16 protein-coding genes and 4 pseudogenes are annotated in these 15308 nt (G+C 41.8%); 2 read left to right on the top strand and 18 right to left on the bottom strand.

Translation table 11 applies throughout. The features are described from left to right. Positions 1-334: 334 nt before the first annotated feature. From helD to H539_RS28935, 3 genes are all read right to left on the bottom strand, one after another. Complete coding sequence (helD, locus tag H539_RS0117210; RefSeq protein ID WP_026694539.1) at positions 335-2653, bottom strand: RNA polymerase recycling motor HelD; 2319 nt, start codon at positions 2651-2653, stop codon at positions 335-337. A 638-nt stretch (positions 2654-3291) separates the two neighbouring features. After that, entirely contained in the window at positions 3292-3432 is a 141-nt protein-coding gene (locus H539_RS31645; protein WP_162144740.1) for a hypothetical protein, read from the bottom strand. Between the two features lie 5 nt (positions 3433-3437). Beyond that, complete coding sequence (locus H539_RS28935) at positions 3438-3620, bottom strand: Fur-regulated basic protein FbpA (RefSeq protein WP_035323039.1); 183 nt, start codon at positions 3618-3620, stop codon at positions 3438-3440. Positions 3621-3810: 190 nt separating this feature from the next. Here H539_RS28935 and H539_RS0117195 point away from each other — a divergent pair, with 190 nt between their 5' ends. After that, positions 3811-4140, top strand: a complete 330-nt coding sequence (locus H539_RS0117195) for a MerR family transcriptional regulator (protein WP_026694538.1) — start codon at positions 3811-3813, stop codon at positions 4138-4140. A 193-nt stretch (positions 4141-4333) separates the two neighbouring features. Next, positions 4334-4634: pseudogene (locus H539_RS30930) on the top strand (MMPL family transporter); the annotation flags it as partial. Positions 4635-4647: 13 nt separating this feature from the next. Here the strand turns inward: H539_RS30930 and H539_RS30925 are convergent. The 15 genes and pseudogenes from H539_RS30925 to H539_RS0117095 all read right to left on the bottom strand — a co-directional run bounded on the left by H539_RS30925 (position 4648) and on the right by H539_RS0117095 (position 15251). After that, positions 4648-4761, bottom strand: coding sequence for a YjcZ family sporulation protein (locus H539_RS30925; RefSeq protein WP_081415925.1), 114 nt, complete (start codon positions 4759-4761; stop codon positions 4648-4650). 258 nt (positions 4762-5019) lie between these two features. Next, entirely contained in the window at positions 5020-6072 is a 1053-nt protein-coding gene (locus tag H539_RS0117175; RefSeq protein ID WP_026694535.1) for a lactonase family protein, read from the bottom strand. A 162-nt stretch (positions 6073-6234) separates the two neighbouring features. Further along, a complete protein-coding gene (locus H539_RS0117170; RefSeq protein ID WP_026694534.1) occupies positions 6235-7176 on the bottom strand; it encodes an ABC transporter permease in 942 nt (313 codons plus the stop codon). Continuing rightward, positions 7157-8107, bottom strand: a complete 951-nt coding sequence (locus tag H539_RS0117165) for an ABC transporter ATP-binding protein (RefSeq protein WP_026694533.1) — start codon at positions 8105-8107, stop codon at positions 7157-7159. The genes H539_RS0117170 and H539_RS0117165 overlap by 20 nt, the downstream gene beginning before the upstream one ends. A gap of 253 nt (positions 8108-8360) precedes the next feature. Then, a complete protein-coding gene (locus H539_RS0117160; protein WP_026694532.1) occupies positions 8361-8669 on the bottom strand; it encodes an iron-sulfur cluster biosynthesis family protein in 309 nt (102 codons plus the stop codon). Positions 8670-8800: 131 nt separating this feature from the next. Continuing rightward, positions 8801-9547 carry a spore coat protein gene (locus tag H539_RS28930; RefSeq protein ID WP_051348655.1) on the bottom strand — a complete coding sequence of 249 codons (747 nt, stop codon included), beginning with the start codon at positions 9545-9547 and terminating at the stop codon, positions 8801-8803. Between the two features lie 101 nt (positions 9548-9648). Next, positions 9649-9919, bottom strand: a pseudogene (locus H539_RS0117150) (phage portal protein); the annotation flags it as partial. Positions 9920-10041: 122 nt separating this feature from the next. After that, positions 10042-10365: pseudogene (locus H539_RS28925) on the bottom strand (P27 family phage terminase small subunit). 486 nt (positions 10366-10851) lie between these two features. Beyond that, positions 10852-11183 (bottom strand): annotated as a pseudogene (locus tag H539_RS0117135) (HNH endonuclease). Between the two features lie 81 nt (positions 11184-11264). Continuing rightward, positions 11265-11636 carry a hypothetical protein gene (locus H539_RS0117130; protein WP_051348654.1) on the bottom strand — a complete coding sequence of 124 codons (372 nt, stop codon included), beginning with the start codon at positions 11634-11636 and terminating at the stop codon, positions 11265-11267. Between the two features lie 117 nt (positions 11637-11753). Beyond that, entirely contained in the window at positions 11754-11987 is a 234-nt protein-coding gene (locus H539_RS28920; RefSeq protein WP_035323010.1) for a hypothetical protein, read from the bottom strand. Positions 11988-12327: 340 nt separating this feature from the next. Continuing rightward, positions 12328-12537 (bottom strand): hypothetical protein, encoded by a 210-nt coding sequence (locus tag H539_RS0117115; protein WP_026694526.1) that lies wholly within the window; start codon positions 12535-12537, stop codon positions 12328-12330. A 299-nt stretch (positions 12538-12836) separates the two neighbouring features. Continuing rightward, positions 12837-13463, bottom strand: coding sequence for an AmiS/UreI family transporter (locus tag H539_RS0117110; RefSeq protein ID WP_026694525.1), 627 nt, complete (start codon positions 13461-13463; stop codon positions 12837-12839). Between the two features lie 183 nt (positions 13464-13646). Further along, entirely contained in the window at positions 13647-14825 is a 1179-nt protein-coding gene (locus H539_RS0117100) for a NupC/NupG family nucleoside CNT transporter (protein ID WP_026694524.1), read from the bottom strand. A gap of 27 nt (positions 14826-14852) precedes the next feature. Further along, positions 14853-15251 (bottom strand): cytidine deaminase, encoded by a 399-nt coding sequence (locus H539_RS0117095; RefSeq protein ID WP_026694523.1) that lies wholly within the window; start codon positions 15249-15251, stop codon positions 14853-14855. Positions 15252-15308: the final 57 nt, after the last annotated feature.

The following is a 15308-nucleotide window of genomic DNA, read 5'->3' as shown; positions in this document are numbered from 1 at the left end:
CTTAATCGCCCGGACTGAATACCGCTTCGTCATTTTCTTTCAGCCAGAAATTTTTTAGAGTCTTCATTTCATTCAGCTCCTCTAGCATTTCTTATGCTGCATGTGTGCTTAAATGGAATCCTGCTAATGATACTGGCTTGACAGCTGTTTCCGAAATGAGTCCATAAGGCGATATTAATGATCGCCCGGACTATAAATGGCTCTTTCATTCTCTTTATTCCATGGGTTTTTGATTGTACTCATGTCAATCATCTCCTTTGGTTTATGAGAATGTTTGTCTTACATTCTTTATTTACCACCAGTTTTATACTGTAAACATCATTATCCAGATTTTTTACATTTTTTTAAAAGAATATCTATCTTCTGGAACTTTTTGAATAAAAGGGCTGACTTCTCCTGGTGAAAACAGCATAAGTCTGTGCATGGCCCTTGTGCAGGCCGTGTAAAATAACTTCAGCTCCGAATCACTGTGATAAGATTCCTCGGAAGCGTCATGTATAATGACGGAATCGAACTCAATGCCTTTTGCAAGATAAGCAGGAAGTACCACAATCCCCTTGCTGTAAGAGGTGGTTCCCTGATCCATGATTTGTATGTCAACAGAATCTTTAAGTGCCTGGTAGACGTCATCACATTCTCCAGCTGTTTTACAGATTACAGCAATGGTTTCATACCCCTGTGCCTGTGATTCCTCAATGCCTTTTTCTAACCGGTCCGAAAGATCGTCTTTAGAGCAGCTAATAATTTCAGGACGACTCCCTTCCCTGTTAAACGGAATGATACTTTCCCGTCCATCAATAAGCTCCCTTGTAAACTCAACAATCTGCCGGGTCGAGCGATAGCTTCTATTTAGCGTAATTCTTTCCACACTCTCTTCTGTTTTTTCTTCCAGCAAAGTACTGGACTTAGATGAGTGAGGGTAGATGGCCTGATTAAAATCACCGAGAAGCGTCATGCTTGACATCTTAAAGAGCTCTTTCAAATAGTCGAACTGGAAGGAAGTATAATCCTGGAATTCATCAATAAAGATGTGCCGGATTTCCGAAAAAGACTTTCGTCCGATCAATTGGTCACGGAAATATAGATATGGTGTCACATCCTCCCATAGCAGGGTCCTGTCCGCCATGGATTTCAGAGAATATTCACAGACAGCCTTCCACTCCTCCGGCAGCTCTCCGCTCAGAAAGCTGTGCTGTTCCTTAAAAAGTTTCGAATAGACAGCTGGTAAATCTATAAACCGAAACTTCTTTACCCGATTACGAATTGGTTTGAAGTACCTGCTCACCAGTTTTTTCCGCAGCAATGCCTCTTCCTGGTCACTGCCACCGAAGGTTTCATTCAGGCGCCGGTTTCTTTTCTGCAATTCCTGATGCACTTCCTGGTAGTCCTCTTTATCAAGAAGCTGTATTTCTTCGAGAACCCATTCCTCTTCACGCTCTTCTTTTTCCAACAAAGCAATCTCTTTTAAGATCCACTCGGCTGTCAGCCTGATCCTGTTGGGAATCGAAATGTGGTTTTCCAGAGTATAAAAAAAGCTGTGGATCCGATTTGCAGGGATCAAGGTTTTGCCTCTGAAGGATATACTTCTGAAAATCAGCCCCTCCTGTGCCAGGTGATCGGTATACTTAGTTATCAGATGCTTAAATTCAAGGCTGGTTTTATAAGGGATGGTACTCATCCTTTCCGGGCTTTGGCCGGAAAGCGACATTTCCATCTGCATAAAGGGATCCTCAACATCGAATTCACGGCCAACCAAGGATTCCATGAATTCTTTATACGTCGTCTGCCGCATATTTTCCTCGCCAAGCTCGGGAAGCACCGTTGAAATATAACTATTGAACAGTGGATTTGGGGAAAACAAAATCATATTTTTTGAATCAAGAGTCTCCCTGTGGGAGTAGAGCAGATAAGCAACCCTCTGCAGGGCTGCCGACGTTTTCCCGCTGCCGGCCACCCCCTGGACCACTAATATTTTGCTTTTTTCATTTCGGATAATTTGATTTTGTTCTTTTTGAATGGTCGCAACAATGGATTTCATTTTGGTATTTGCCTGGCTGCCGAGCATTTCCTGCAGCAGGCGGTCCCCGATGGTCAGACCGGTATCAAAAAGTCCTTTCAGCTTTCCGTGACGAATGATAAACTGCCGCTTCAGCTCCAGCTCACCTTCAATCCTGCCGTCCATGGTTTCATAAGAGGCTGGACCTGGTGGATAATCATAATACATACTCGAAATAGGTGCGCGCCAATCATATATAAGAAAGTTCTCCTCTGCTTCGTCTAAAAGAGAGGCGATGCCAATATAAATTTCATCCGTTTGGGGTTCAATTTCTTCCTTAAAGTCGATTCTGCCGAAGTAAGGAGTATTCTCAAGCCTTGCCAGTTTTTTTAAGGTTTCATGAATAACACCATGGCTCCGTTCTCTTTCAGATAACAATTCAGCCTGCTGTTTGAGGCTCGCCTGTGTCTCAATAATATCATCCGGCTCATCTAAGTTAACAGTCACATCTTCCCAAAAGGTCTCTCTAAGCCCGATAATGCCCTGTTTAAGAGAACCTGATTTCCCTCTGAGAACATGCTGTTGTCTGTTAATCTCCTTTTTTATAAGGTCAATTCTTTCCTGCTCGCTGTTCCAATCTAAATGGGTATCGCTCATTCAAATTCCTCCCATTTCCTTAATGTTTTGCCGTCCAATATACCCGTCCTGCCAGAACTCCACTCACTTTTCCAAAAAGTTTAATCAGCCTCGTTGACAAAACAGGTTGTTTTGGTTTACAATTATTATAAGGATTATAAACATTAATACATAACAAATTAAAAAATAAAGCAAACCACTAGAAAGCATAACATATTCCACTCATACAATTCAATAAATCTTTATTAATATATGCCTTAAAAAACAAACAAAACCCCTTTTACAGGGGTTTTCTTTAATTTGACGACCAAAAAAGGGTTCGGTGTTAATCCGGAGCCCTTTTTTGGGTGTGAATGTTTTCATTTCAATTTTAGGGAATGAACGTTTTCCGCTTGATAAGAGTTGATGCTAATTGTTAGCTGTTTTGCATGGTATCATTTATTATATGAAAACAAAAAGCAGTGGGACAGGTGATACCCCGCAGGCGCAGCCGAGGAGGCTCACCTGTCCCGCCCCGCGGAAATCGAAGCACCTGGAACGGAACTCAGGCAGCCAATTTATACAAACGAACTTTGAATCACATCTAATTCACACCAGGTTTATAGACTTCTGAGAATCATTCCCCTATTACATGACTCAAAGTATTTAAATCTTACAACTCAACGATTCTGCAGAAACCTGAACAGCTCATTCGCTTTATCTCCAGCAAGTTTAGCAAATTCCTCCCACAGCTGATCTCTCAACAGATCCAGTTCAATTAATTTCTTCCCAAGCAAAATTCGTTTATCTGCACTTTCCAATTCCATCACCTCTTGAATAGATCCTTTGCTGCGCCTGCGCCAAGGATAAAATAGTCATAATCCTTTTCCAGCTGCCCCAGGGGTAAACTTTCAATTTCAGGGTCTGTATCATTGTAAATCCCGGCTTTGATCAGCTTTTGAATAATAAACTTCCTCTTCTTTTTTACAGCATCCCTTAATAACGGCATCAGCAATCTCCCTTTCATTAAGCAACTGTATTTTATTTGATAATAAGATGTTTACCAATCACATGCACTTCATTTGTAAGATTTTCTACAGCCTTTTTATTATCATGTTAGAAAATCTAACAAAACAATGAGATATTTAGGGATAGGCACGTATAATGTTCTTTATAGGCATGACGGGAGGAGTTGGAAAATGGCAGACGAATCGTCCTATAAAACAAAAAAAGTGATCACGATTGGAATTGTAAGTGAACTGACAGGTTTAAGTGTCAGACAAATTAGATATTATGAAGAACGAAAGCTGATTTTTCCAGACCGAACCGAAAGGGGAAGCAGGAAATACTCCTTTGAGGATGTTGAACGTCTTATGGACATTGCCGCTAAAAGGGAGGAAGGCGTCCAGACACATGAAATTCGGCAGGATTATTTAAGAGAACTTCGCAAGGAAGAATATCGAAAAGTCCGGCAGACCATGCTGCGAGGACAGATCAATGCCCAATTCGGAATCAGGAAGGAAAAATGATGATTCCATTTACACATACATGCGGTTATACAAAAGACGGCAGCCCGGATGCTGCCGTCTTTTGTAACGCGAATCACTTTTTGATTCCGCTCCAGAATACATCAATCAGCTGCTCCGCAGCCTCATACGGCCCGCCGATTTTCTTCATAAATTCATTCCGGTTTCTTACCATCGTTACGGAAGTAAAAGCTAAGGAGTTACAGAAACAAGCGGAGTCATCACCTCTGCTGGGGTTATTCTTGCTGCGACCTTCGCGGTGCTTGCATCCCTTCCCGCTGCAGGTGCTTGTAAACTTTGGAATCATTACGGCTGCGGGTGTCCTGATGGATACCTTCATCGTTAGACCGTTTCTGGTACCGGCTATTACTGCGATACTCAAAACATATGCTTTCTGGCCGGGCCGGAAAGCGTCAAACCATGAGCAGCCGGCAGTTACATCTCATGAAAATAGCCAGAGGCTGGCCACATGGCCAGCCTCTTTCCATTTTCATTAATAAACTCTAATAATTAACAGAAGCCGCCGCAGAAGCTAGCACCAATAATAATTAAAAGAATAAACAACACAATCAATAAAGCAAAACCTGAACCAAACCCGTAACCTCCAGCAACAGCACCAGACATATAGAAATTCCTCCTTGTGTATTTTCATATAACCCAGTTTGGGTTATTGTTTAGTCCATACATACTATGTAGCTGCAGGGAAAATGGTTTCAGGGGGAATAAAAAAGGGGCTTGGTTTTGTAGTTGGTCTTGAGAAGCCCTCTCTGAACCATTTTCCGGAGGAGCCGCCGCAGTTTTGCTCTTTAAAAGCACTTTCCAAACGGCATTCGTGGAAACAAAAAAAGAAGCGGTCCCAAATTGGGATCCGCTTTCTCTGTATTATACATTCATGAATTTAACACATACCGGGTATGGAACCTTAACATCGCTTTGGAGAACGGTCAGCTTTCCAGTAGTTTCATCCCGCTCGAAAAGAACAAGATTTCCTGATTCTTCGTTGGATCCTACAATGAATGTTCCTGTCGGATCAAATTCAAAGTCCCTCGGCCATGCTCCTTCCGTGGATGCATGCTCCACAAAAGTCAATTCATCATTTTCTTCATTCACCCTGAAAATGGCAATGCTGTTATGGCCGCGATTTCCTGCATAGACAAATTTTCCGTCTTTGGATACGTGGATGGCGCTGCCCTGGCTGTTTTCAGTGAAATCTTCCGGAATGGCCTTGAGATACTGCAGATCCTTAAATTCTCCTGTTTCAGCATTATAGCTTAGTACGATCACTTCATTGCTGAGTTCTGTCATCACATAAGCTGTCTTCCCATTTGGATGGAATTCAATATGACGGGGACCGCTGCCCGGCTTCACACTCAGGCTTGCAGCTTCCACCAGTTCATTCTGCTCATTCAGTTTATAAGAAACTACTTTATCAACGCCTAGATCAACGGCCACAACATACTTCTCATCAGGTGTAAATCCAGAGTAATGGGCATGGGCTTTATCCTGGCGTTCATGTGGTCCTGTTCCCTCATGCTTCTGGGAGGATGCAAGTGTTAAGGAACCATCCTCAGCAACAGTATACGCTGCGATAACTCCAGTATGGTAGTTAGCAGTAACCACCGCAGTGTTAGCAGAATTTACAGATACATGGCAGGGAGATCCTGCGTCTGTGATGTCCGTCGCGATTGTTTCAAGCTCACCTGTCTCCGTGTTTACAGAATAAACGGCAACACCGCCCTGGCTGTCTGCTTTTGCTACAGAATAAAGGGTCTTATTGTCGCTGCTCAGATTCACGTATGTAGGGCTTCCAATTTCAGCGGCAAGTACCGGCTCTGAAAGCTGTTTTGTTTCTGTATCAAGTGAAAAGCGGTAGATTCCTTTGCTGTCTCCCTTGGTGTAAGTTCCAACATATCCGATAAATTTTGTCTGTGACATTTTAAGGACTCCATTTCTGAATATTATTTTAGACTATTATATCATGTCTCAGTCTATTTACATATTTGGCTGACTTGCCTTGGCAAGTCAGCCACTGAATACGTCATACCCATAGCCTTACACATTTTAAGGAAGAGGAACCCCGATTTTCAAATAATTTTATTAGATGCTGATATCTCTTTTTTGGAAAAATACAAAGGTGATGGCCATAAAGATCAGATAGTAAACTAAAAGAACACCCAGCGAGATGGGAAGCGTAATATTCCCAAGAATCTTATCCTGTACGGCATAAATCGTTAAATCCAGATGCGGGAAAAGGATATACTTTGCCCATGCATATTTGTCTGCCAGCATGACAATCAGTCCGCCAAGCGTAGATGATAAAAACAGAACGAAGATGCCGATCCCGACAGCAAGCGCCTGACTTTTAAACAGTGTGGAAAGCATGAAAGCGATAGCTGTTATGACAATTAAACCCGGGATATAATATAGGATTTTCAGGAAGAACTGGGCTCCAACTGTGGTTTCCTTTACACCATTTAGTCCTAGGTCAAAAATCTTCGCTCCAAAATCTCCATATCCGAATAAAAGGGTACCCATAATGAATCCTGCTGCAATCAATACAGCCAGAAGAAGAACATAATAAATTAAAAGGGCTATGTATTTCGACAACAGGACTGCCCATCTTGGATGTGGCCTGATCAAGAGCTGCTTAATCGTGCCATCCGAAAATTCTGCAGATACACTTGCGCTGCTCACAATTACGGATAGCAGGGTAACCAATGCCAGTACTCCCGTCAGAACGGTATTCATATAAGTCCAGTTGGTGACAGCATTGGGATTGATATCATCCTTTATGTACATTTCATTTTGTTTAATCTGGGTTTCAGTCAGCTCTTTCGTTTTTCCATTTTGGTTTTCCAAATCCTGCTTTAACCCAGCATTTTCAGCTGTAAGGTTTTCTTTCCAATTCTTATCGTCAGGTGTCACCTTCTGATAGATGATGGCACTGGCAGCGACCGCCAGGACTATGATGATCATATAAATCCAGCTTGATTTTTTTTGGAATATTTTCATGAGTTCATTACAGATTAATGAGATCAATCTTCTTTCCCTCCTCTGACCTGCTTGTAATTTCAAGGAAGCGGTCTTCCAGGGTAGCAGCTACCCTTCCGATGCCATATACGTCCATATCATTCTGAATCAGCAGCCTATTTACCAGATTGATTCCCTCACGTTCAATCCGGATGGTGAAATGCGTGTCATCCAGGATTTCCATCTCTGTTCCAGGACGGCTGGATTCAATGACTTCTGCCGCTGCCTTTGCATCGCTGACTTCAAATGCCACATTCATCAAATCCTCCTCGGCAAGAGATTCTTTCATGGAAGAGATATGAATCAGCTTTCCTTTTTCAATGATGGCAAAGCGGTCACACATGAGCTGCATTTCGGATAATAAGTGGGAGGATACAAGGACGGAAACTCCCCCGTCTGCCAGCTGGCGCAGATAATCCCTAAGCTCCCTGATCCCCTGCGGATCGAGTCCATTCGTCGGTTCATCCAGGATTAACAGGGAAGGACTGTGCAAAAGAGCCTGCGCAACACCGAGTCTCTGCCGCATTCCAAGGGAATACGTTTTCACCTTTTGGTTCATGGCTCCCTCAAGTTTGACCAACCTTGCTACTTCATCAATCCGTTCTCTTGGTATTTTCTTCACAGACATTCTCGCATAATGGAGCAGATTTTTATAACCGCTCATATACTTATAGAATTCCGGATTTTCCACTATCGCCCCGATCTCGCTCATCATTTCTTTATACTGTCCGTCAAGGCTGCTGCCATTAACGATGACCTCTCCCTGGGTCCTATTGATCAGGCTGACGATCATCCGGATAATGGTCGTCTTTCCGGCTCCATTCGGTCCTAAAAGGCCAAATATTTCTCCTTTTTGAACGCCGAAGCTCACATCATCCACTATTTTCTTACCGTGAATGGCCTTAGTAAGCGATTTCACCTCAAGTGTGGTTTGTGGCAAGTAAATCCCTTCTTTCTGATTATGTATTCTTTTTTGAAGCTCCTATACAGCGGTCTCCTAAATTCCGGGTTCAACCGCATGCCGTCCTATTCTAATACGAACATCAGCCCAATAATTTACAAAAAATTCCCAATACATGAAAGCTTCTTTTAATCCCTGTCTTCTTAATTAGATCATTTCATCGAAAACTCCTGCCACTCCTTATTCATGGGGCCTCAGATACATAAAAAAAGAACCTGAATACAGGCTCCCTTTACGTCTCAAGCATCAAATTGTACCGATACGTCTCCTCATCGGATGAAAGCTTATATCCTAGGTTATCATTATAATCCAGGATGACGGTATCCTCAAGCAGCCTCTGGCTTTCCTTGGAAACGACAACCGGGATTCCTTCTATCATAAACAGATCATCATGTTCTCCTTTTTCCTCTACCTTCAGGCTATATTCAATATATAAGGAGCAGCTTGCGATATAGGCAGCTTCCACCCGTACACCCTCGTTTTCCTTAAAAGAATACCTCTTCAGCTTCTCCAGCGCTTCAGGCTTAAGGATGATTTTCATAAAGAACCTCTCCCTTCTACTCTTTTCCTTCTGTTTACCCAAAAAGAAGGAAGTTAGAACTTCTATAGAGCCATTTCAGAAAGGAAAAAACCACCTGCGGATAACAGCAAGTGGTTTCGTTTCGTTCTTCCTTAACGGATTTGTGTTCCATAAGGTCTTTGGTTCGGATTTATGCCGCCCTGCTGCTGATAAGATGACGTCCCTGCACCCGTTCCATAGGTGTTCGGGTAAGGAGGTCTGTTGAATGCAGGATTCTGGCCAGCCATATAGCTTCCCTGTTTGTCTGCAGATCCTTGACTTGATTGTCCAAAATACATGGATTCTATTTCTTTTCCTGTTGGTACATAGCTGTGAAGAAAGGATTTTGCTGTATTCGGATCAAGTTCAGGAACCTGGTAAATTCCCTGTCCGTTTAGATATAAGAAAACCTCATAGGCCTGATCAGCACAGTTTACTGCACTATTCATCAGAATCCTGCGCAGAGTCGGATCGGCCGTCTCAAGTGCTGCAGACATGCCATTCTTCGCAGCATTTTTGTGGCAGAGCAGCATTCCCATAGCCGCTTCCTTATCGCGCAGCTGATTGGTTGAAGACTCCGGCTGAATCTGCGGCGGGTTATTTACTCCGTAATGGATTTGCTGCGGAGTCATTCCCTGAATGTAAGTGTTCGCTGCAATCGGTGCAAAGGTAGTGTAATCATGTGTATAAGAAAGCAGCTCATTATAGGATTTAATTTCCTCCTGCTGATGCCGGATTATTATATCAATCAGCCGCTGTTCCTTGGCAATCTGAAGGTAAAAATTGAATTGATTCAGCATATTTACTTTTTCCATGAGAATTTCATGGACTTCCATGGTTTCGTGAGCACCAAATGGCATAAAATCACTCCTTGTATTTTACTTACAAGGAGTAATATTTCCTGCCTGCGGCGGGTTCATGTAACCAGCATGCCTTACATTTTTTTCCATGCATGTTAATGCTCTCGGATGAACGTTTGCCAAAAGGTACTTGCGGTCATATTTTTACTTGGCCTTACATTTAAACGGTAATAAAGTTCATCCTTAATGAAATCTGTACCATTCCGAACCCTGAATTCGGATTGGCTGATTGTTCGCCCCAAGAATGCGACATATGTATCAATAGCAAGTTTCTTCATGTAAATCCTGCTGGATGTGTCTTGAATCAAATTCAGATCAAACATGAATTCTAGTTCGCTATTCCTTTCTTAATACATCTGCTATCCATCCCAATAATTACCACCCCCTTAGTACATGCACCTTTAAAAATCGAATTAAATTAACGCGCTCTTTATTGAGTTTGATTTTTCCAGATTCATATAAGGCTATATATTCTTCCACATACTGCTGAGATATCATATAAGATCACTGGCATTATATTTGGTTTTTCTCTTATCATCCGGGTCATCATCGCCCAATTTCTGGCCAAATGATTTCTCAATACTCAATAAAGAGGCGTTAATTTTATTGCGTTCCCCGATAAGGGGATGGGCTTTCAAAAATTTTTGTTTTCCATTTTCAGTAACTATGGTTTCGCCTTCTTTACTAATGATCTTACTGATCCATCTAAACGACTTGACCAAATCAATATAGCGATCCACTTAATCCACCTGGACAAAATCGGAAGTATCAATCCTTGTCATTAACTGCTTTTTTAGGTCCGTAATGTTGACTGCCATGCACCCACCCCCCTTACGTGAAAAAAAATTTGGTTATAAATCTGAAAAATCGACCCCCCTCCCCGGTGCCCCGAACGAAAAAAAAAGGCCAAAAGTTTTGACCGGGGGGAGATTAATATAAAGCTTTGTTAAACTGCAATCATATTTTAAAGTCAAGAAAATGTTTTAACTTTTTTATCATTTATATCTTCTTGAGTACATATTGAGTTCTCGGGTATAAAAAGATTGTATGCATATATATATATTATCTTTTGGGAGTGATAGCACGATGAGGACACCCAGACAAATCAATGCGGTATTTCACAAGATAATAAACTCGAACATGTCTCCAAGAGTAAAAGCTCTTAAGTTACGGGCACTGCTACGTGAAATCAAACGTTCCTTCAATATTCCAAATGATACGGAAGAGATACAATCCTTATATCTAAAGATTTTAGATAATATAACAGAATAAAAAGTTATATAACACTACCCCTTATTGTAACTTTACCACCTCTCATCATCCCATCTCTTTTCCTTCTTACCAAAGTCCCTGCCGTGCTCCTTGTTATGGCAGTCCACACAGATAGTCTCCAGGTTATCCACATCGAGTGCTAAGTGTGGATGCCGCTCGAGCTCCTTGATGTGATGGACAACCAGCTGGATCTTCTTACGCTTGGCGCTCTCACTGTATTCATTGGTATCGATGGACACTCTGCCCTGACGTTTACACTCCTGGCATTCATAGTGGTTACGCTGCTTGATCAGCTCACGCAGTTCCTTCCAGGCTGGACTGTCATAAACTTGCGCTTCTGCTGCTTGGTCTTGTATTCAGTCATCACATTATCACCACCTCCAAATAAAAAAGCCACTCAATGAAGAGTGACTACTGTTTGAACTCAAAAGAATATTTCTTAACCTTACGAAATTGCGGATATTGCCCCCATATCTTTTAACAGAATTTTGGCATCTGAATTTAAATAAGTTAAGACATCCTCTCTTATCAATAATTGTGTTTTATCTTTGATTGTTAACTTTAATCCTCTAATATCAAAATTTGAAGCATATAAATTTATTGCTTTAATGGCTGCCAACTCATGGCGAGAAAGAGGCTTGATTCCTTCTTCTAATCTAGAAATTATAAATTCTAATAACTCTCTTGCATTCTTTTTCAGATATCTTTTATTCTCTTTTAAAATATCTAGATTTTGCTCAATATACTTCCTGGTAGTCACTAAATCCATTTCGTCTATACTTTCGTTAATCCTATTTGTAAGTTCTTCTAAATTCATACTTATTCCCCTTTTAACTAGCTACAAGAAACATACTACAAGTGATTTATCGGCTTGTTTTTGTATAATTGAAGTTTTGCAAAGACTTTCTGTATTTATGATTGAGTATTTCTAGGATTACTTTTTTCTTATAGCCCCATTCACGCGTTTATAGGCATCACGATTCATCCCCATGATATCGATCCAATCCATACGCTCTGGCTTCTCCTTCTTTTCCTTTGGAATGTAGTCAACAATATCTGGTTTCTTCTTGGCCCTATGCTTACGCTTACCATTCCTCTTCTTCACCTGGCCTGTCATCTGCTGCAGCTTCTGCTTGTCATTAGCTGTTATACGATCACTGATCTTCACCTCAATCACCTCTTTTGGGCATAATAAAAAGCACCCATTGCTGGATGCTTAACCTGAAACAATTAATATACTTTTGTAAAAGGAAAGTAGTAGGACCAAAACAGAAATAAAGTTAGATATTGCAAATGGTACTCTTAAACTCCTTAAAACAAATTTTACTAATAAACCAACCATTAACGAAACAATCAATATTATGGCTAATTGAAATGCCATGTGATCCATTGTATTCCTTAATAGCGAGAAATAAATTTGATTCATGTAACCCCTCCACCTTTTTATATCGGTAGAAAGTATGAGTCCTTTAAGAGATATCGATGCTACTTGCTGCATGAAAACAAATTCACCTCAAAGGATGATCATTTAGAGATATATATTCAACAAATGATGGGATCCGTAAGTGCCCAGCCTTTGTATAGTTTCTGAATTTAACACGACACTTTATTTTCGGGTCCAGATAGATGAACTTCTCATTCTCTTCCTGGATATAATGCCGGTACATGGCATAAAACTTCTTTCTGGCTTCAGGCACCATAACTGCTTTAATACGCACAATTAATGATCCTAAACAGCTTTTATGGAAAAATGGCTGTATTAAAAATGATCTCGTGTTAGGAGGAATGATTCGAACACTACTGAAACCGTTCCCTTGAACCGGGTAATGATCGTACTTCTGCCGATATGGTCCGTTCAAACCGGTAATGGACCGTACTACGGCCGAAATGATCCGTTCATCCAGTTAATCCCCTTTCCCTTCTAGATCGTTTCAATAAGCCTTTTAAGGATTGTGCCGGCATTTCATTAAAAACCAAAAGGGGCCGGAATAAAAATCCCAGTCCCCTTCTAATGTGCTTATATTTCTGGAGAAGCACTCTCAAGTGACGGTTCATTTGAATGAAGCATCTTATACCCCGATAGGATAAAATAAAGGATAGAGACGATCAGCACAGCCGTCCATACGGAGGTAATGATTTTTCCTCCCCATCCATCCATCATGGTCATTAACGCCGGAATGGTTAGGGTCGTCCAGGACTGGATCATGGCCACCTTTCCTACATACGCTTCAGCTTTCTTGTTTAATGCATTCAGCAGGAAGAACAAGAACCAGAGGATGGCCCATGAAAGCCAAGTGACGGCGTTAAGATAATCATGGAAATGGACCACCGAAGCCCCGGTATACACTAGGCAGATGATGGACACCCATAAAGAGAAATATCCAAGGCCTGTTCCGTTCATCCCTTTAAGGACTGTTACTCCTACATACAAATAAGTTAACCCGAATAAAAATACCGCACCATTCTGGAAGACAGACCAGCTGCTCTGATCGGAAATCATGATGGTATAAAAAGGGGCTGCAACCTGAAACACCCCGACAAATAAATTAAACACTCCTGCACTCTTTTCTTCCGCCTTTCCAAGAAGCATTAAAGCATTGAGAAACAGTGCTGCCCCTGAAAGAAGTAAACCTACACTTAACATATCGTTTCCTTTCCTCCTAACAGTTTGTTTTTCGATGAAAAAAATAAAAAAGCAATCCCTTTTAAAAAGAGAAGCTTTTTCATTATGGCCGATCTGTAGCGGCCTAATATGTTTTCAAGGCAGGCTATGAAGGACATTCCCCAGCTTTACAGCAATGTTTTTGTCCTTCGCAGCCTCTCCTCCTTATATGATCACACTTACGATAATCGCAGACAGGACGCTGACAAGTGTCGCTCCGTAAAGTAATTTTAGTCCAAAGCGTGCTACAGCATTCCCCTGTTTTTCATGAAGTCCCTTCACGGCTCCCGCAACGATACCGATAGAAGAGAAGTTAGCGAAGGATACAAGGAATACCGAAACAATTCCAAGTGTTCTCTCACTGAAGTGAGGGGCTGCCTTGGCTAAGTCCATCATGGCAACAAATTCGTTTGTTACCAGCTTGGTTGCCATGATTCCGCCGGCCGAAACAGATTCAGAAAAAGGAACACCCATCAGGATGGCGAACGGTGCAAACACATAGCCGATGATTTGCTGGAACGAGATTCCGAAGATCATATCAAACACACTATTGATGGCTGCCATTAAGGCTACGAAGCCGATCAGCATGGCACCGACAATGATGGCTACTTTGAAGCCGTCCATGATATACTCGCCAAGCATTTCAAAGAAGGATTGCTTTTCTTCTACAACTTCAAGGATATCTTCGTTTTCATCAACCGTATAAGGGTTGATGATGGAAGAGATAATAAATCCGCCGAATAAGTTAATGACAATGGCAGTCACCACATATTTCGGCTCGATCATGGTCATATATGCACCTACGATCGACATGGAAACAGTGGACATGGCAGATGCACAAAGAGTGTACAATCTGTTCGCAGGCAGCTTATGAAGCTGCTTCTTTACTGTGATAAAGACTTCTGATTGCCCAACTATGGCAGAAGCAACCGCATTGTAGGATTCCAGTTTTCCCATTCCATTGACTTTACTGAGCAAGAAGCCGATCCACTTCATCATAAACTGAAGTACGCCAAAGTGCTGGAAAATTCCGATCAGAACAGAGATAAAGACGATTGGAAGAAGGACGCCCAAGAAGAATGGACTCTGTCCGTCATTCGCAATTCCTCCGAATACGAAGGAAATTCCTTCGCCGGCATAAGCCAGAAGTTTCTCAAAAACATCTGCAATTCCTTTAATCACATAAAAGCCGAACTTTGTGTTAAGCAGCAGGGCAGATAGTGCCAGCTGTATAACAACCATGATTGCTATAGGTTTATATTTAATCTGCTTTTTGTTGTTGCTCGCTGCAAAAGCCAGTCCGAATACAACAAGCAGACCCAAAATCGCCACAAGATATTTCATGTTGCTGCCTCCTTAGCTGTTAATCAATTATTTCTCCATATCGCTGGCCGAGAAGAAACCTGGCAGCAATTCCTGGATGTTTGTGACTGTATAATCCCCTTTAAGATTAGCAAGGATAATCTGAGTGTTTTCACTGCAGAACTCCGCCAAAACCTGCCTGCAGGCTCCGCACGGTGAAATCGGCCCATCAGTATCCCCGGCGATTGCCACTGCTTCAAAGCTTGTCTCCCCTTCAGAAACTGCTTTAAATACGGCTGTTCTTTCAGCGCAATTCGCCAGGCCGTAGGAAGCGTTTTCAATGTTGCACCCCGAGTAAACTTTACCAGTGCTTGTAAGAATAGCAGCTCCTACCTGAAAGCCTGAATATTTTACATATGCCCGTGTCCTTGCCTCTATGGCATGATTAACCAGCTGTTTGTTTTCCATGGTCCTGCCTCCCGAAAAGATAGTTAAATGAGATCCTCATAAGGAGCAGCCTGCTCC

Source organism: Peribacillus kribbensis DSM 17871 (assembly GCF_000430765.1).
GTDB lineage: Bacteria > Bacillota > Bacilli > Bacillales > DSM-1321 > Paraperibacillus > Paraperibacillus kribbensis.
Note: the sequence above shows the minus strand (reverse complement) of the source record. Positions and strands in the feature narration are given on the sequence as shown.